This window comes from Helicobacter sp. 'house sparrow 1' (assembly GCF_900199585.1).
Lineage (GTDB): Bacteria > Campylobacterota > Campylobacteria > Campylobacterales > Helicobacteraceae > Helicobacter_H.
On sequence record NZ_FZQY01000004.1, the window covers coordinates 456,956 to 475,839 of the forward strand.

The window sequence follows — 18,884 nt, forward strand, 5'->3', positions numbered from 1 at the left end:
ATTTTTTTAAGATTTTTTAGTCTTTATAAGCTATATAAGAATACAAAAAGATATGCGAGTTTATGAGTTAGGCATATGTTAGATCCCTTTGGATTAAGTGGTGGTAAGAGAGGGAAACCCTCTTTCAGCAGTAAAAATAGTTTTTAAGAAAGGTTTTGGGATTGATAAGAGATTATGAAGCGAAGTCTACCTCTTTGATGAGCGTATGATCCCATAAATAAATAAGATAACCTTTTACCTGTTTATCTTTGAAATAAGACTTTGCAAAGGTGAGATATTCTTGGACTTGTTCTTGGTGCTCTATCTTTTGAGATCCACTTTTATAATCAAGAATAACAACTTCCTTTTCTCCAATCAATAAAGTATCAATTCTACTCAGTGTTAAGTCTTGAAGAAAGGTGGTTTCTGCATAGACTTTTTTATTATCTAGTAATTGTAAAAAAATCTCATTCTTCATAAGACTTTGGATTCTCAAAAAGATGGTTTCTAAAGTATGAGCATCTAGCATAAAACCATAAGTATTGAGTAGCTTTTGTTTGAGATGATCTAGTGTTAAATTAAAACCAATGAGATATTCTAGGGCATAGTGAATTGCCTCTCCAAAGATAATATCCTGATGTCTTAGGATTTCTCTTTGTGTGAGGAAGGCTTCTTGTTTGCCATAGTCTTTTTGAATAATAGGTAGAGAGATTGTATCCTGTGCTAGGGAAGAGGATTTTTCTTTTTGTGTGATAAGGGTGCCAATTTCAACAGGTCTTAGGTTGAGTGTTTCAAATGCACTTCTTGTTTCTTTTGGAATTACAAAAAGAGATTTTTTTGCCCGTGTAAAGGCAACATATAAGACATTGTTTTCTTCAACTCTTTGTTTGTTTTTTTCTTTTTCTAAGGCTTGGCTAAAATTCTTATCAAAATATTCTCTGTTTTTTTGATTGAACCAGATTTTGTTTTCATCTACGATGAATTTAGGTCCTTGAGAATTTTTATTTTTAAGACGATCGCATACAATAACATGATCAAATTCAAGCCCCTTGGATCCGTGTATGGTTAAGAGTTTGATTCCATCAAGATGTTCCTTAATTGGATCAATATCAATCTTTTCAATCTCATTTAAAAAGCTCTCTATATCCTCATATAAAAAACTGATTTCTAGAAATTTTTTTGCAAAAGAATCGCAAATTGAGAAATGTTGCATTAAAAGATAGATGTATTTAGAGAGAGGGATTTTTGGGTCATAAGCAGGGATATTTAAAGCAGTATCATAGGTAAGCCCTAGTAATTTTGTAATATTTTTTAAATAAAGTTCATTGCTACTTTTGGCATAGATTAGGGCTTGTATGAGAATTTGGGGTTGCTTTCTTTGTGTAAGTTTAAGATTTGTCTCTGTGATAAGGGGAATGTTTTTTAGATGAGAAGCTAAAAAACTTTTGATTTCTTCTAGATTGTCATTTGTATAACATAGGATTGCAATATCATTTGGTTGGATATTGTTTTTTAAAAGCAGTTGTATAGAATCTAAAACCCTCTCTTGAATAAGTTCTGATTCTAAAACTTTCTCATATACTTTTATATATCCTTCTTTAGTATCTTTTGGACATTGTTGGGGGATATAGTTATGGAATACTTTTTCAAATACTTGGTTATTAAAATCAATTACATTAAATTCACTACGATAGTTATATGGAAGATTCTCATCTTGTGTAAATTTACTAATTAATTCAAAAATAGAACTATCACTTCCTCTAAAACCATAAATACTCTGCTTGCTATCCCCAACAAAGAATAGACTGCGATCGCTGATTCTGCCACTCCCTGATTTGATCTCTTCAATTAATGGATAAAGAATGTTATATTGGATTTTATTGGTATCTTGAAATTCGTCAATTAAAATGTGGTTGATTCTATCATCAAGCCGGAAGTAAAAAAAATCTCTATCCACTTGTTGATTTAAGATTTCATAAGCCTTTAAGGTAATATCTGAAAAATCAAGACTTGCGTCCTTTTGATTGATAATATGCCTTGCCTTTTTATAATTGGGGACAAAATCTATTAGGATATTTAGCATTTCTTTTTCTTTTAGATCATAATAGGCTTGAATTTTCTCTTGCAAAAGTTCAAATAAGGGCTGACAATTTAGATTGAATTTTTTAAAAAATCTATAATTAACTCCATCTAGAATCCAATGGGGTGTTCCCCCTAAAAGAGCATTGATACTTTCTGTTTTAATAACTTTTGTGGCTGTTGTATCCTCGCTATATTTTAAGATCTCTTGTTTAATTTCTTTTGCAATGTTTAAGATCTCATTACCAAGATTAGATAAAGAGGAGGTCTCTTGCTTATGAAGTTCTAAAATATCATGATTGATTTCCTCAAAAAAACTAAAAGAAATACTTTTTTGTTGCGTAAAAAAATGAAGTAATTTGGAATAGATGCTTGGAGAGAGTAGGTGTAAAAAGGTCTCATTAATCTTATCCTGATTTTGCTTTTTTATAGTGTAGTGCTTACTTAGTCCAACATACCAACAAAATTTTTTTACTACGAGGTTGAAAAATGAATCAATGGTTGTGATTTTTGGAGAGCTGGTAAAAAAATCTTGATACACTCTTGGGATTTGCTGAATGATATAGGATTCTTCTAAGCTGTAGTATTCTTGCAATTTTTGAAAATAGATATTTGCTTGTTTGTCTTGTGAAATTTCTTCTAGTGCTTTAGTAATCCTCTCTTGCATTTCTTGAGCTGCTTTTTTTGTAAAAGTTAATGCAAGAATCTCACTTGTTTTAGCACCCAAGAAGAGTAATCCTAGATAGCGCAGTGTGAGGGCAAAAGTCTTTCCACTTCCAGCAGAAGCTCTTAATGTGAGTAATTGATGAATCTGCATAAAACCTCATTTTTTGATTGGTATAAAGTTAAATTTTGGGTTAATATATCCAATTTTTTCCGATTTAGGAATATAAGTTTATGTATAATTTATGCATTTTAAATCAAGGAGATATTTGAAAATGAGTCGAGTAATTTATGGTCTTTTTGCATTATTTTTAATGTTAGATTTTAGTTTTGCTGCTCCAAAAAAATCTTCAAGTTCTACAAAAAAAGAGCTTGGAAAATTTACACCAGGGTCTATTGCAGATGGAACCACAGGGACAGGAAAGGTCAGAAGATGGTACTTTTTTAACGAGGGTGCGGTAGGCTCTTCTTATACTTTCTTGGGTAAATCAGAGTATTTATCTGTGGATTTAGGTTATAGCCTTTATATTAGAAGTATTGAATCTGTTCTTGGTGGGATGAATCTGATGATAGGAACAGAAATTAGTGCACCTATTTTCTTGCGACCTATGAGGGGGTCAAAATCTAATATTTTAGAAAATCGTCCTTATTTAGAGAGAACACAATTTGAAGGCGTTGTTGGAGGAGGGGTTCAACTACCTCTTATGCTTGGTTTGGAGTATAAAGGCTTTTATGTTGTTGGGTTTGGGGGTTATACTTGGTTATTTATGAAAGATACATATCCATCAGACAATAGAGGAGATTTTCCAACTATAAAAACACAATATGATGGCGTAATTTATGGTGGGGGGCTTGGATACAAGATTAGCAATATTGTAAATCTTGGTGTGCGATATACAGGTGGTAGTCTGATTAATAGAGGTGGCGCACAAACAATTTTTGACTCTGCAGCAATTGCTGATGGCCTTGATAATCAAAGTATTACAAGAAAAACAGGAAGAGCCATCTATGATATTCCATATCATAGAATCAGTGTTTTTATTTCAGTTATCTTCTAAGAAAATAGTTCAAGGATTCTTAGCACAATTAATGTGCTAAATCCTGCTATAATCCCTGCAACAGCATCATCCAAGATAACGCCTAAACCACCTTTTACTTTTTTATCAATCGTTCCAATAATGCTTATTTTTGTAATATCATAGATTCTAAAGAGAATAAAAGAGATAATAGCAACTTTATAATCAAAACCAAATGATGAACCAATCCCCATAGAAATCCACATTCCTACAAGTTCATCAATCACAATTTCCTTGGGATCGTGGATTTTATTTTGTGTTTCATAAATATCTATTTGTTTGATTGCAATCATTCCAATTAAGATTGCTAATAAAATAATTGTCTCAATAGAGTATAAGACTATGGGTATTCCCAAAAATAGAGCAAGAAGGCTTCCTACAGTGCCTGGTGCTTTTGGGGATTTTCCACTAAAAAAGAGAGTTAGAAATAAAGTTCTTATCATTGAGCCTAATTCCTTATTTTATAAAGTTCAATTAATTTTGTATAAAAGTCTTCTTGAATATCTTCTGAAAAAATACCATCAGATGGAAGAATATTATAATAAATAGGTTTCATTGCCTCCAGCTTTTGAGGAAAGAGGGTTTTTAAAATTAGAGCCGAAATTTCCTTACGCATCAAAATAGTTGGAGGTATTATACCCATTTTAAAGAACTGCAATATTGAGCTAGAGCGGTAAGAAATATGATGATGTTTACCATGTGGACAACTTTTTGTATTAAGAAGACACTGGCATTTGGTGCAATACACATATTCATCTAAGATATTAATATCAATATCAATGCCCTGGATGGAATCTAGCACAGAATGCCTTGTTTGCTTGTTGTAATAAAGAGAGAGTCCAGAAGTTTTTTGACCTACAAGCAACTTGGTGCAACCATAATTTTTTGCTACTAGGGAATAGAGAATGATTTTATTTTGTCCTATAAAAAGATAGGTGGCATCAAGAGGAATGATACAAATTCTTTCTTTTGCAAAGAAATTATTTAAAACATACTCAAGACTTCTTTTTCTTAAATCAAAGCCTAAAAAGTCATTTTTATGATGTTTAAGAAGAAAAATCACTACTAAATCAGAATTTGCTAATTCATCACGCAAAATTTTTTCATGAACCCTATGAATGGGGTTTGCATTTAAGACAATCCCTGTGATGTTTTTAGCATTAAACTGCTTTTTTTTATCAAGAATAAGTTTTTTATATTTGCTAAGAGGAGAATCTTTAAATGCTATTTTTCCGCTAAGAGCATATTCCCCTATTCTTTTAGCAATATAATTCTTTTCTTCTAAAATTGCCCCAATTTGCAAGAGCCTTTGTTGTGCATTGATAGTAAAGACCTCATCTACAGTGATATTACCTATCACCTCTCCTTCGCATACTAAGTCAATTACCTCATCTTTTTTAGCACGCTTTAGTATCTCTTTATTCCTCTTGCCACTTGGACTTAAAAGCAAGGGACAAGGATAAGAGCACCCCTTATATGTTCCTGTTTTTATATTTTCTTGCATTTCTTGTTTGGACATAAGAGAGGTTACTGGATAGAGCAATCCCTCTTGCATAAGAGTAAGTGCACTAAATGCTTCTTTATCAATATAAAGTTGATTATTTTTTTCTGCTGATGCCATATTTTTTCCTTTTCTCCCACAAACTTTTTCTACTGATTCCGAGTTTTTTTGCTAGTTCTACATCAGAATATTTACCCTCAAGCTTTGCAATGATAGCTTGTTCGTATTCTTTAATAGATAATATTTCACCATTAAAATCTTGGTTGTTTGTAATATGTGTAATATCTACAATTTGGGGAAAATCTATAGCTTCATTGGAAATACTAGAGGCAATGATATTATTTCTTAGCATAAAGTCAAGAAATAAACCAATTTCACTTTTTTTAAGTTCTTCGATGTGAATGATGTAATAATATTTATTCTTGTCTAGAGGTTGTTTTAAAAGATTCTTCCATTTGCCATCTTTGATACTAAGCATACAAAAATCTATATCTTTGTTTATTGCATATTTCATTGCATAGATATCAGCATCACGTTGAGAATTGCTTTTAATGATAAAAGGGGGATTATATTGGGTTAGGGTTGGGAGATTTAGTTCTTTTTCTATAAAACTAAAATAAAGCTGATAAAAATTGATTTTATTTAAAATGGCTTTATGATATTTATAATGCTCTATTTTTCTTAATAACTCATCAATCATAAAAGGTTTGAGAATATAATCACAAGCGCCATTTCTTAGAGGCTTTGAGATTGTATCATCGCTAATATAAGAGATCAGCATGATAATGATAGACTTAGAATTTTTTTGTATAAAAGTTTCATAGTTATCACCGCATGCGCTGGAGGCAAGCAAAATTACTTCATAATTTAAAGTGCTATTGTCTTCAATTGATGGAATAATGTTACACACATAGCCAAAGCTACTAAGCTTTGAGGCAATGCTTTGGGCTAAATAGGTCTCATTTTCAATAATTAAAACTTTCATCATCGATCCACTCCTTCCAATTTAAGAATTTTAATGTGGCATTTGTTAAAACACAAATTCCCTCTTCTCTACCAATAAATCCCATTTTTTCAGCGGTGGTTGCTTTGAGATTTATATGATGTTTTGGTAAATATAAAAGAGAGGCAATGTTCTCAATTAAAGCCTGTTTATAGGGGGTTATTTTTGGTTTTTGGGCAACAATATTAACATCAAGGTGAATGATTTCATAACCTATGCTTATGATAAAATCACGAACTTTTTTGAGTAAAATTTTAGAATCTATATTTTTAAAATTTTCATCATTATCAGGGAACCACTCTCCAATATCTCCTCCACCCACAGCTCCAAGTAATGCATCAATAATAGAATGCAGTAGTACATCCCCATCACTGTGTGCTTTAAAGCCAAACTCTTGTGTTATTTCAATGCCTCCTAGTTTCATTGGCTTATTTTGTTCAAATTGATGAATATCAATACCTCCACCACTAAAACTAGAAGTCTTTGGAGCAGTAAGGCTAGTTAAAAGTTTTAAATCTTGCAAAGTTGTAAGTTTTTGCATCTTGTTGCTACCTTGTAAGAGATGGACTTGATGATTATTATCAAGCATAGCAGTGCTTTCATCTGTATAATCTTTTTTTTGTAATGCTTGTTTTAGCTTTTGTGTGTGGGATATTTGAGGGGTTTGTATGAGTTTAACTTCAGAGCGATTGATTGTATTATTTTGATATAAAATTGTATCAACACAATCAATATAAGGTGCAGTGCAATCATAATCTTTATAGCATTTTAAGAGGTCTTGACATACTTTAATATCTAGATTGCATCTTGCTACATCTGTAACAAAAACAAAATCACTTTTTACAAATTCCAAGGCATTACGCAGGGTTTGGGCTCTTGTATTGCCTCCAGCAATCACTTTTTCTTGATCGCAAAATTTTTGCATATAGCCCACCTCATAGCTATCTGCCCCAATTATAATTTCATCAAAATCATAAAGTTTTTTAAGTTCTATTAAAACTTTTTTCCAAAGAGGTGTTTCGCCAATCCTTAGCCATTGTTTTTTTATTTTTTTATTTGGTGGTAGCGATTGATTAAAACGACTAGAAGAACCTGCAGCCATTAAAATTAAACAAAGTGTTGGTGTTTTCATTGTAGCAACTCCTAAGTTTTTTCCAATAATTTGTTTTCAAGGTCTTGAATATAATTTTTTAATGTATCAATGTCTTCAAAATTATCTAATTTTTTTTCAATTTTAAGAATCAAATCTTGCAAGGATTCAAAAGTTTTAATGAGTTCTATTCCATAATCACTGATTTTACTTCCACCGCCATTTTTTCCACCAACAATTGTTTCAACCACAGGTTTTGGGGAATGGGTATTGATAGTTTGAATATCATCCCAAGCAGCTTTGTAGCTCATTTTCATTTTTTTGGCTGCTTGAGATAGGGAACCTGTTTCTTGAATGTATTTGAGTAATTGAATTTTACCTCTCCCAAGATAGTTATGCGTATCTTTCTTGATCCAAAAATTTAAAAAAACTTTCATATTTTATCTTGATATTCCCTGCTAATTTTTAGAAACTGGTCAATATTATCTAGGAATAAATCTACAAGTTCTGGCTGAAATTGTTTGCCTCTCAAAGATTTTATATGTTGCAATACATCAGGTAATGGCCAAGCTTTTTTATAGCATCTATCATTGCTTAGGGCATCAAATACATCAGCAATGGCTGTGATTCTTCCAAAAAGAGGAATCTCTTCGCCTGATAGTTTATTGGGATATCCTGAACCATCCCACCATTCGTGATGCGTTCCTGCAATTTCACCTGCAGTTTTGAGAATAAGACGACTTGAATTTTTAAAGATTTCTTGACCAATTGTAGTATGGGTTTTCATAATTTCAAACTCCTCAGGAGTAAGTTTTCCTGGCTTGTTTAAGATAGTATCTGAAATGCCTACCTTTCCAATATCGTGCATTGGAGAAGCTGTTTTTAAAAGTTCTTGTTCTTCTTTTGAACATCCATAAAGTTTTGCAAGCAAAGCAGAGTATTCTGCAACTCTTATGATATGATTTCCTGTTTCTCTACTTTTTCCTTCGCAAATAGTTCCCATTGCATAAATCACATCCCTTTGTATTGTCTCAATCTCTTTAATGCTTTCAATAAGTTTGGTGATATCAACCCCCACAGCCATAATTTCAATAGGTTCTTCATTAAGGTTTTTAATAAAATAGCAAGCACTTCTAATATAGGCTTTTTTATTATCAGGTCTTGTATATTCTAAGATTCCTTGATATTTTCCTTGCTGTATGAGTTCGTGTTGAATTTTTTCAAACTGCCATTTATCAGATTCTGGGATAAAGTTATAAAGATTTTTTCCAATAATTTCTTCAGCATGTAGCCCTGTAATTTCTAAGAAGATATCATTGACATAGGTGAAGTTCCTATTGAGGTCAAGGCGGAATAAACTTTGATTATTGTCAATAATATCATCATATTGTTGAAGAAGATATTGTCTTTCTTCATTGGAATGCTTTAAGAGATTAGAATCATTTTCAAGTGCGATACGCTCTAATTCATCTGCTGTATCATCAAGTTCCCCAATAATATAATTTGTCACTTTGCCTGCCTCATTTAAGATCGCTTTGATAACAAGTTTTACATAATAGGGGGTTTTATCTTTTTTTAGTTGTCTAACTTTTCCAACCCATTCTTTTTTTTCATATAAGATAGGAAGAACATCTTTTTGAAGATATTCTTGCATTTGAGGGTCTAAAAGATCAAGACAATTTCTGCCAATAAGCTCTTCTTGAGTATAAAGAGAGATATCAGAGATATTTTTGTTAGTATAAATAATATTAAGCTTATCATCAGTAAGAATATGAAACATCGTTTCATCTACAAGTTGTTGATAAGCTTCAAACTTATTTGCAAGTTGCAACACATCTTGATTAATGGTTTGCATTAATCTAGAAATTGCATTTACTGTAAGTGATTTGGAGCCAAATTCAACTTTTGTAGCATTATAAGGAATATCACCTAGAAATGTTGGTTCTTCCTCAACAAGTGAAACAAAGGTATTAGTAAGCCCTAAGAACATATTCTTTTCTTTTGAACAATAAACTTCTCCATAAGTAAAAAATCCAGCAGATGGGATATCTTTAAATGTATTGAATAAAGTGGAAAGATTTTCTTCTCCCAAGAACATTACTCTAGAAACACAAGAATAAAAGTAAATTCCTTGTGTATTGGATGGGATGAGTTTTCTAACTTCAAGAGTTTCTTTTTGTATGTTTTCTAATAATCCAAAAGCAAATTTTACCTTTGCACCTTGAGGAATTGCATCATTAAAAACTAAGGAATCATCTTCTAAGATATCAATAACCACTCTAGCAAGGGGAATATTTCCCTCATAATGCACTAAGGGTAAAATATAGTTGGTTGCAACAAGGCTTTTTAAGATACTATCCCCAAAATATTTTTTATAAACATCTAATGCTTTTTTATGATCAATTTCTTGGACAATATTTCCATTAGACTTTGTAATTGTCATACTAAGGCCAATGCTTTCCCATCCAAAGATAAAATTATTTTGCACATATAAAACATCAGAATCTATGCTTGCACATACCAATCCTTCTGTATAGATTCCATCTTTATCGCCTACTAAACCAACTAAATTTGCGTAGGGGTGGGATCTTCCACCACATACAATAACATTGGGAATATCTTTTTTTATGGCATCTAAGATATTTTTGTTATAGAAACTACCACAGGCGATAAAAAGAATAAGAAGCTTGGTTTTTGGACTGACTATTGTTTTGATTTTTTGCGAGACTTCATATTCTTCTAGAGAAGAAGAACAATAAGTTGATTTAACACTTGAGTGTTTGAAACAACTAATATTGATCAATACTTTAGAAAATATTACCCCAGTATTTGCTATATTTTCTTTACCACTTTGTGTGAGCAAAACCTCACATTCTAGTTCTTTATTGAAAAAATCTACAATTGCTTTTGCAACCGCTTCATCTGTAATTCCCATAAAGATTTGAACAAAATATTTTTCTTTGCTCCCATTTATGACTTGATTTACCTCTAGCTCATTTTTGAGTTGTGTAAAATCATCAAAGATAATATTTACAATTCTCACCCTAACTCCTTTGATTCTAGATTGATAATAAAATGGTGGTATCCATCAGCATATTTATATTCAAGACCAAGTTTTAAAATTTTTATAATCTCACTTGTAATAGATAATCCAAGTCCATGTCCTGTTATGGAGTAGTGACTATCATCTCTATAAAATGGCTCAAGATAGTAAGTAATATCGTGCTTTAAAGCCTCCCCTTTGTTTTTGATGGTTAAGAGATTTTTAGAGCATTCTATATAGACTTTGTTATCATCAGAATATTTTAGGCCATTTTGAATAAGATTTTTCAACACAACAACTAAAAGTCTTAAATCACTTTTTATGAGATAATTTTCTTTAATCTCAAAAAAGACTTTTTCTTGTTCTTCTTCAAAGCTGTTTAGGGTTTCAAGTAATAATGTTTCACTTAAAAAATTATTTTGTTCCAAGATGATATTACCGCTATTTATTCTCTCAAGTTCAAGAATATTCTCTGAAATTTCTTGTAGCTCATTGACATATTTTTGCATTTTGATATCATCTTCATCTCTAATTTTTTTAAGACCCAAAAAAAGTTTCATCTTAGCAAGAGGGGTTTTAAGCTCGTGTCCTAGGCTTCTTAAAACAAGTTCCCTGCCTTTTAAAATCTTAATAATAGCATCATTTACTTTTTTAAGGTTTCTATTTAGATTTTCAATTTCATCCCTATTATTTTTTTGTGGAGTAAAACTGTAGCGACCTGTTGTAATCTCTAGAACTTGATGATTGATTTTTGTAATTTTGGAAATAGCATGTAAGAAAAGAAATGCTAAAAATAAAATTGATCCAATGATGGGTAAAAAGAGGAGTTGGACTCCATAATGATCCCAAAAACCTAAGCGATTGCTTTTGGTTGCAATTAAGCTTCTATTTTGATAATACATCAAAGCGCCAATACAATTATTGTTTTTGAAAATCTTGATTTTTATATCTCTGTAATCCCTAGAATAAAGTATTTCAAGCTTTTCTGGTACCTGTGTAATGATTTGATAATTGAATTTTTTAGCAAAATCCTCTACGATTTTAATATCATTGGCTTCATAGCTTGGAAGTATCGTATCAATAAATAACAACACTTCATCTTTTAGGTGCTCACTTTGTTGGTTTAAAATAAGTTTGTTAATTTTAAAAGAGACGATCATGACAAAAACAAAGGTAATAAGGGTAAAAAAAATTACTTTAAATCTTAAACTCTTTATAGGCAAAACTTATATCCTATGGCCCAAATAGATTGAATAAATTTTGGCTCTTTTGCAGAATCCCCAAGCTTGGCTCTTAAGTTTCTAACATGGGTGTCAATACTTCTAAAGGAGCTATCTTCATGTATTGCACCAATAGAGTTGGCAATTGCTTCTCTTGATACAGGATGAAGGCGATTTTCTATCAAAAAGATGAGAATATCAAACTCTGTGTTGGTTAGATCTAAAATCTTATCCCCTAACACAACCTCTCTTTTTGAAATATTTACCGAAAGATTATCAAAGATCATTTCTTTTGGCTTAAAGCGCCTTAGCATTGCGTTGATTCTAGCAATGAGTTCTGCGGGTTCATAGGGCTTTGCAAGATAATCATCAGCACCTTTTTCAAAGCCTTGTATTTTATTATAAATATCCCCTCTAGCAGAGGAAATAATGATAGGGATGCTTGAAAATGCTCTTATCTTTTTACAAAGTTCAAAACCATCTAGTTCTGGAAGTGTGAGATCTAAGATGATAATATCAATATTTTTTTGTTGTTTAAGAATTTCTAAAGACTTCACAGGAGAAGCGGTTGCAATTGTCTCAAAACCAGCCTGTCTTAAATAAGTGACGATAAGACCTTGCATATCAAGATCATCTTCTATCAACAATACCCTTCCCATATTAATCCTTTGAACTACTATGTTGCGCTTATATTCTACTACAAAGTAGAAAAACTCTTGTTTAGATTTATGTTAATCCTATAGGTTTTCAAATTTCTTAACATAAAACTCAACAGTTTTTTCATTTCCAAGGAATGCAATAAAATCTTCATTTAGAATCTCAAAATCCAAATTAAAATGCATCAGCCAATCTTCTTTTCTTTTGATTGCAACAATTTTAATTTCTTGAATAATATTGCCATTTTCATCTTTTTTGATACTTGCTTCTTGAATTTCTTTGATAGTTTTTTTTCCAAAAATATCACTTGCTAAAACTTTACACATTTTGAGATTCTCACTAATTACACTCACATCAGCTTTAGAAGCAATCAGTTCAACAAAAAGCCTATTTGCTGCTTCTCTTTCAGGATAAATCACCTTATCAGCACCAATTTTTGATAGGATTTGCCCATGTGTTTTGTTTGTAGCCTTAGCAATAATCATCTTATTGCCCAATTCTTTTAGTGCCATTACTGTAAGAATAGAGGCTTCAATATTCTCACCAATACTTACAATCACAACATCAAGATCACTGATTCCTGCTTCTTTTAGCGCAAGTATATCTGTAGAATCTAGCATATAGAGATTTTCTACATCCTCTCTAAAATCTCTAAAATTTTCTTGCGAATTATCACAAACAATAATACTTTCCCCTTGATCTACAAGTCCCCTTGCAATATAAGAACCAAATTTTCCAAGACCAATTACGCCATAGGTTTTCTTTATCATTATAGCTCCTTAGTATTTTTTATAATATGACCTTTTCTGTTGGATATTGTATTCTACTGACTTTACTTTTACCAAACAGAGCGAAAGTAAAGACTAATACGCCAATTTTACCTAGAATCATTGCAATGATAATAAGTATTTTTCCCGCATCATTAAAGACTGCACTTAGAGATAATATTCCTCCATTTCCTGTGGAGATACCCACATTTGAAAAAGCAGCATTAACCTCAAAAATAAGTGGGAAAAAATCTAGGTTTGGTTGCGCAAAAGCAAGCAATAAAGATATAACAAGAAAATACAAGCTTGAAATCAAAAAAATCATAAGAGCTTTTTGTACACTTTCTTGAGGAATGGTGCGATTAAATAATCTTGGTTGTGTATTGCTTAAAATGGAGCGACAAAATGCAAATAATACTGCAAGGGTAGTAATTTTTATACCCGCAGCAGTCCCACCCGGGGATCCTCCAATTAACATTAAAATTGTAGAAAAAAACAAAGTAGAGTCATTAAGATTAGAAATATCATAAGTAACAAACCCAGCAGATCTATAATTGATAGAGGTAAAAAGTGCAGTCATAATTTTTTCAAAGAAACTAAAGCTAGAAAAGGTTTTTGGATTATTCCACTCTAAAATTAGAATGACAATAGCACCAAATAAAATAAGAATAATAGTAGCACTAAAAACAATCTTGAAATGCAAAGAAAACCTAAAGGTTTTTGTATGTGGTTGTTGTGAGACTTTATATTTTGCAAAATAATGAAGTTCGGCCAAACAAATATATCCTATCCCACCCAAAATAACTAGGATGCAAATTACAGTATTAATAAGAATATCTGTTCGAAAATCCATTAGGCTATCAGGAAAAATTGAAAATCCTCCATTGTTAAAAGCGGTGATAGAGTGAAAAATGCCATACCATATTCCATCCCTAATACCAAAGCGGACACTAAAATCTAAGCTTAAGATTAGCGCACCAATTGATTCAATAATCACAACATAAACTAGAATTTTTTTGATAAAGTCCATTAAATTATCATAACTTGAATAATTGAGTGCTTCTTTTAACATATTCTTTTCGGCACTACCTAATCTTTTTCGCAATGCAACATAAATTAATCCTAGCATTGTCATATATCCAAAGCCACCAAGCTGAACTAAAAAAAGTAGGATGCAGTGACCAGTAAATGTAAAGTCTAAAGCAGTATCTTTTACAATAAGTCCTGTGCAGGCAAGTGCAGAGGTTGCAGTAAAGAAGGCATCAATAAAGGCAAGATCTGTAACGCGTGAAAAGGGCATTGATAAAAAAGCTGCAGCAATAAGAGCAATGCCAATATAAGAAAGGAGTAAAAATTTAATACTCTTTAGATTCATTTCCCTGTCTCACCTCTTTAGTATTCCTAAAATTATCAAAAGAAGTTTGCAATCATAGCAAAAAATATTTTACGAGATATCTTGGAATATAATTTGCTTCTTTGGAGTGTAGTAGAATTTATATTGATTAAGGGTTTATATGCAAAATGGTTATTATAATGCCGTTGGAGGTATGGTAACGCAGTTTAATCGTTTGGATATGATTTCAAATAATTTAGCAAATCTAAACACAAATGCCTTTAAGCGTGATGATGTCATTATTGGTGATTACTTACGGTTATATGAGAGTTATCAGCACCAGCTACCATTAAAAAATCATACAAAAGAATCCGCAAAATTTGTAAATAGAGCATTGGATAGGGTTCCAATTATTTCACAATCTTATAGTGATAGAAGTTTGGGGGCAATGATGGAAACACAAAATCCTCTGGATTTTGCCCTTAATAAGGAGAACTTATTTTTTGCTGTAAAAACTCCACAGGGGGTTTTTTATACCAGAGATGGATCTTTTGTGGTTGGGGATGATGGATTTCTTAGCACAAAAGAAGGATATCGTGTTTTAGGTCGTGTAGGATTAGATGGTGAAGAGGGAATCTTGTTGCCAGCGGATTCTCAAGTAGAAGTAGATCATAATGGTAATATCTATGTAAGAAATTTAGATAATGAAGCCATAGGTGCTAGTGAGGCTATTAATGCAATTGCAATTGTCGGGTTTGTAAATCCTAAATATCTGAAAAAAGAAGGAAAAAATCTCTATAGCTATCCCCAAGAGAAAATACAAGAACGCTTAAATCTACCAAATACCCAAGCTGTAAAACAAAGCTTCTTAGAAAAAAGCAATGTAAATGCAGTAATAGAAATGACAAATCTTATTGAAACCAACCGCCTTGTGGATATGTATTCTAAGGTTTTAAAAACCCATATGGATGATCTCAATACAGATGCTATCAATAAACTAGCAACTAGGGCTTAAGAAGGATTATATCCTAGAGTATGGATGTAATCTTGAATTTTTTGAGTGACTTGCGGTTTGATATTTAATTTAAGTTCTAAGATACTAAGTGGAAGATTAAAATCTTGCATCTTTACCATATCTTTTTGAGTTACAAGCAAGGAAGTAGCATCATACTCTTTAAGTTTTTTTTCTAGGAGATTCTTATCAAAGTTGCTGTGATCAGGTAGGGTGATTTTTCCAACTATTTTGGGTAAGAATTGATCTAATCTTGAGGGATTAGCAATCGCAGTCACTAACAACATTCTTGGCGTAGGTTGCAAGATTGTAACCTCTCTTGTATACTCTTCTCCCTCACATACTAAAATATCAGCTTTTTGATAGAGCTTTGGATTTTCTCTATAAATACCACTTGGGATACAAAAATTAAAATAAGGTTGTAGTTTTGGTTTTAAAATAATATTAAGTTTTTTATAATGGAATCTAAAGCCATCATCAAGGAAAACCACTTTGCAACCTATCTCCTTAGCTTTTTTAATAGCTAAATCTCTTTTTTTACAAACAATAACACTTGCATTTTTTAGCCTTAATGCAATGAGATAGGCTTCATCACCAGCATCTTCTTGAGAAACTAGAATATTACCTCTCAAGCTTACAATTACAAGCCCTTTTGATTTTCTCTTATAACCCCTTAAAATAATGGCTACATCTTTATAATCCTTTGCACTTTCTATAATAAAAGGTGTTTTGCCACTTCCTCCAGCTACTAAATTTCCAACACTAATAATTGGAATGCCAAAATCTCTAAAAATACTTAGTTTTCTTCGTAATGTTGAGGCTATAAGATATAAAAGACTAAGAGGCAGAAGCAAGATAGCTAGTATCTTTTGAAAAAAGCTAGGTTTATAAAAGAAACGATCAATGAAACGCATTTTTATCTTTCAAAGAAAACAGGAGGTTTTTGTTTGAAGATATTTTTTTGGATTCTATGAATAATATCCTCTACCATCTTAGAATCAAAACCCTGGTCTATCAGATCTTTATAGTTATTATTTAATAGATTATCAAGAGAGTGATATTTACAATAAATTGCATCAAGTAAGGGGTCTAGTGTTTCATAGTTATACCCAATTTCTTTTTCATCACTTTGACCTGGATAGAGATCTGCACTTGGTGCCTTATTTAAAAAATATTGAGGAAGGTTTAATAACTTTGCAATCTTGAAGATTTGTGTTTTATAAAAGGGTGCTATTGGGTTTATAGCACACGCTAAATCACCATATAAGGTTCCATAACCAAGGGTAAGTTCGCTTTTATTTGAAGTGCCTATCACAAGAGCATTGTTTTTTTGAGATAAATCATAAAGCAGGGTCATTCTCATTCTTGCATAAAAGTTTCCAAGCCTTAGTGTATCGGGATTTTGTTGCTTAAATATTGTCTCATAATCATAGATAGGATAGATCTGCAAGGGAATCTCAAAATCCTTACAAAAAGCTTTTAAGTTGGAGAGATTTGAAGAGTGTGAATTTTTTGAGGGCATATAAACAGCTAGAATATTGCTATTAAAGGCTTTCTTACACAAAACTGCAACAACAGCGCTATCAATACCACCGCTTAAACCAAAAATTGCCTTTTTAAAACCCTTTTGTTTGAGGGTATCTTGCAAAAAATCAATTATAGATTTTATCTCTTGATTTGTGATTTCTGTATGCAGTGAAAAGCTCACAATTGCCCTTTTGACTTCAATTTTTTAAGATTTTATCAAAAAATAATCAAGAAAAGATGAAAAAGAGCTAAAGAAAATAAGTAAAGTAACGATCTTGTGTTTAACCAAAATGCAAGGATGCTTTTGGATTTAATTATATTAAAGGAGTAACAAATGGCTTTTCAGGTCAATACAAACATTAACGCGATGAATTCGCACGCACAGTCAGTTCTAACTCAATCAAAGCTTAAAAACTCTCTTGAAAAATTAAGCTCTGGTCTTCGTATTAATAAAGCAGCAGATGATGCTTCTGGTATGACTATTGCTGATACATTGCGTTCTCAAGCAAGTGCCCTAGGACAAGCAATTAACAACACGAATGAAGGTATGGGGATTATCCAAATTGCAGATAAGGCAATGGATGAGCAATTAAAGATTCTTGATACAATCAAAGTGAAAGCTACTCAAGCTGCACAAGATGGTCAATCTACAGAATCTAGAAAGGCTATCCAATCAGATATTATCAGACTAATTCAAGGACTAGATAATATTGGAAACACTACTTCTTACAATGGTCAAGCATTGCTATCAGGACAATGGACCAATAAAGAATTCCAAGTTGGTGCATATTCAAATCAAAGTATTAAGGCGTCTATTGGTGCTACAACCTCAGATAAGATTGGTCAAGTAAAGATCAACACAGGATCTTTAATTACAGCATCTGGAGAAGTATCTTTAACTTTCAAGCAAGTTAATGGTAATAGTGATGTTAAATTAGAGAGCGTAAAAATCTCAACATCTGCAGGAACAGGTATTGGTGCATTAGCTGAAATTATCAATAAAAATAGCAGTAAAACAGGTATCAGAGCTCAAGCAAATGTTATTACAACTTCTGATACTGAAGTTGCTTCTGGTTCATTAAATAACCTTACAATCAATGGGGTGATTATTGGTAATGTTGTAGATATCAAAAGAGGTGATACAGATGGTCGTTTAGTTCAGGCAATTAACTCTGTGACTTCTGATACAGGAGTTGAAGCTTATACTGATGCAAATGGTCGTCTTAATTTAAGAAGCCTTGATGGTAGAGGTATTATTATCAAAGCTGATGGTCAGCAAAAAGCAGAAAAACAAGGTGATCAACAAAATGAAGAAGGCCAAGGTCAAGAGAACAAAACTGCATTGGCAGTTGTAACAGTAAATGGTGGTCAAGACATTACTACAGGCAATGGTTCTGTAAATTTTGGTAGATTATCACTTAGTAGATTAGATGCAAGAGATATAGTGGTAGTTTCTGCTTCTGATTCTACAACTGGAGATTATTCTGCTATTGGTTTTGGTGCTGGCAAGGTTGCTACAGCAACTGTAAATTTAAGAGATGTTATGGGTGGTTTTGATGCTTCTGTAAAATCTGCTTCTGGTGCGAACTATAATGCTGTAGTTGCCAGTGGTAATACAAGTCTTGGCGCTGGTGTAACAACTCTTAGAGGAGCGATGATTGTTATGGATATTGCTGAGTCTGCTCAAAAGATGCTTGATAAGATTCGTGCTGACTTAGGTTCTGTGCAAAATCAAATGACAAGCACAGTAAATAATATCACTGTAACACAAGTGAATGTAAAAGCTGCTGAAAGTGGAATTCGAGATGTTGATTTTGCTTCTGAATCTGCTGAGTTTAATAAGTATAGTATTCTTGCACAATCTGGAAGCTATGCAATGAGTCAAGCAAATGCAATTCAACAAAATATTCTTAGACTTTTAAGCTAGTATTTTT

The 18,884-nt window shown here is 32.1% G+C and carries 16 protein-coding genes; 3 read left to right on the forward strand and 13 right to left on the reverse strand.

Features of this window, described 5'->3' with window-relative positions:
* Positions 1 to 172 precede the first annotated feature (172 nt).
* Positions 173 to 2,875 carry a RecB-like helicase gene (locus C6H31_RS02685; RefSeq protein ID WP_104697256.1) on the reverse strand — a complete coding sequence of 901 codons (2,703 nt, stop codon included), beginning with the start codon at positions 2,873 to 2,875 and terminating at the stop codon, positions 173 to 175.
* A 121-nt stretch (positions 2,876 to 2,996) separates the two neighbouring features.
* Here C6H31_RS02685 and C6H31_RS02690 point away from each other — a divergent pair, with 121 nt between their 5' ends.
* Positions 2,997 to 3,779: a hypothetical protein gene (locus C6H31_RS02690; protein ID WP_104697257.1), complete on the forward strand. Its 783-nt coding sequence runs from the start codon at positions 2,997 to 2,999 to the stop codon at positions 3,777 to 3,779.
* On the opposite strand, the gene C6H31_RS02695 is transcribed toward C6H31_RS02690, so the two are convergent.
* From C6H31_RS02695 to C6H31_RS02740, 10 genes are all read right to left on the reverse strand, one after another.
* Positions 3,776 to 4,240, reverse strand: a complete 465-nt coding sequence (locus tag C6H31_RS02695; RefSeq protein WP_104697258.1) for a phosphatidylglycerophosphatase A family protein — start codon at positions 4,238 to 4,240, stop codon at positions 3,776 to 3,778. The genes C6H31_RS02690 and C6H31_RS02695 overlap by 4 nt on opposite strands.
* 5 nt (positions 4,241 to 4,245) lie before the next feature.
* Complete coding sequence (locus tag C6H31_RS02700; protein ID WP_104697259.1) at positions 4,246 to 5,418, reverse strand: sulfate adenylyltransferase; 1,173 nt, start codon at positions 5,416 to 5,418, stop codon at positions 4,246 to 4,248.
* Positions 5,396 to 6,286 (reverse strand): response regulator, encoded by an 891-nt coding sequence (locus C6H31_RS02705; protein WP_233709900.1) that lies wholly within the window; start codon positions 6,284 to 6,286, stop codon positions 5,396 to 5,398. The genes C6H31_RS02700 and C6H31_RS02705 overlap by 23 nt, the downstream gene beginning before the upstream one ends.
* Positions 6,264 to 7,433, reverse strand: coding sequence for a bifunctional 2-C-methyl-D-erythritol 4-phosphate cytidylyltransferase/2-C-methyl-D-erythritol 2,4-cyclodiphosphate synthase (locus tag C6H31_RS02710; RefSeq protein WP_104697260.1), 1,170 nt, complete (start codon positions 7,431 to 7,433; stop codon positions 6,264 to 6,266). The genes C6H31_RS02705 and C6H31_RS02710 overlap by 23 nt, the downstream gene beginning before the upstream one ends.
* An 11-nt stretch (positions 7,434 to 7,444) precedes the next feature.
* Positions 7,445 to 7,828 (reverse strand): winged helix-turn-helix domain-containing protein, encoded by a 384-nt coding sequence (locus tag C6H31_RS02715; protein WP_104697261.1) that lies wholly within the window; start codon positions 7,826 to 7,828, stop codon positions 7,445 to 7,447.
* On the reverse strand, positions 7,825 to 10,434 hold the full coding sequence (locus tag C6H31_RS02720) for an HD domain-containing phosphohydrolase (RefSeq protein WP_104697262.1): 2,610 nt from the start codon (positions 10,432 to 10,434) through the stop codon (positions 7,825 to 7,827). Before C6H31_RS02720 ends, C6H31_RS02715 begins: the two co-directional genes overlap by 4 nt.
* Complete coding sequence (locus C6H31_RS02725) at positions 10,431 to 11,525, reverse strand: ATP-binding protein (protein ID WP_158654702.1); 1,095 nt, start codon at positions 11,523 to 11,525, stop codon at positions 10,431 to 10,433. The genes C6H31_RS02720 and C6H31_RS02725 overlap by 4 nt, the downstream gene beginning before the upstream one ends.
* A 122-nt stretch (positions 11,526 to 11,647) precedes the next feature.
* Positions 11,648 to 12,313, reverse strand: a complete 666-nt coding sequence (locus C6H31_RS02730; protein WP_104697264.1) for a response regulator transcription factor — start codon at positions 12,311 to 12,313, stop codon at positions 11,648 to 11,650.
* Positions 12,314 to 12,391: 78 nt separating this feature from the next.
* Complete coding sequence (locus tag C6H31_RS02735) at positions 12,392 to 13,081, reverse strand: potassium channel family protein (protein WP_233709901.1); 690 nt, start codon at positions 13,079 to 13,081, stop codon at positions 12,392 to 12,394.
* 19 nt (positions 13,082 to 13,100) lie between these two features.
* The gene (locus tag C6H31_RS02740; protein ID WP_104697265.1) at positions 13,101 to 14,453 is read right to left on the reverse strand and encodes a TrkH family potassium uptake protein; all 1,353 of its coding nucleotides are present in this window, start codon (positions 14,451 to 14,453) and stop codon (positions 13,101 to 13,103) included.
* Positions 14,454 to 14,592: 139 nt separating this feature from the next.
* On the opposite strand from C6H31_RS02740, the gene C6H31_RS02745 reads away from it, so the two are divergent.
* Entirely contained in the window at positions 14,593 to 15,426 is an 834-nt protein-coding gene (locus C6H31_RS02745; protein ID WP_104697266.1) for a flagellar hook-basal body protein, read from the forward strand.
* On the opposite strand, the gene C6H31_RS02750 is transcribed toward C6H31_RS02745, so the two are convergent.
* Together C6H31_RS02750 and C6H31_RS02755 are read right to left on the reverse strand one after the other, a co-directional pair.
* Positions 15,423 to 16,337 (reverse strand): tetraacyldisaccharide 4'-kinase, encoded by a 915-nt coding sequence (locus tag C6H31_RS02750; protein ID WP_104697267.1) that lies wholly within the window; start codon positions 16,335 to 16,337, stop codon positions 15,423 to 15,425. The genes C6H31_RS02745 and C6H31_RS02750 overlap by 4 nt on opposite strands.
* A 2-nt stretch (positions 16,338 to 16,339) precedes the next feature.
* Positions 16,340 to 17,131 (reverse strand): NAD+ synthase, encoded by a 792-nt coding sequence (locus tag C6H31_RS02755; RefSeq protein WP_442778069.1) that lies wholly within the window; start codon positions 17,129 to 17,131, stop codon positions 16,340 to 16,342.
* Positions 17,132 to 17,284: 153 nt separating this feature from the next.
* Here C6H31_RS02755 and C6H31_RS02760 point away from each other — a divergent pair, with 153 nt between their 5' ends.
* Positions 17,285 to 18,877, forward strand: a complete 1,593-nt coding sequence (locus tag C6H31_RS02760) for a flagellin A (protein WP_104697268.1) — start codon at positions 17,285 to 17,287, stop codon at positions 18,875 to 18,877.
* Positions 18,878 to 18,884 lie beyond the last annotated feature (7 nt).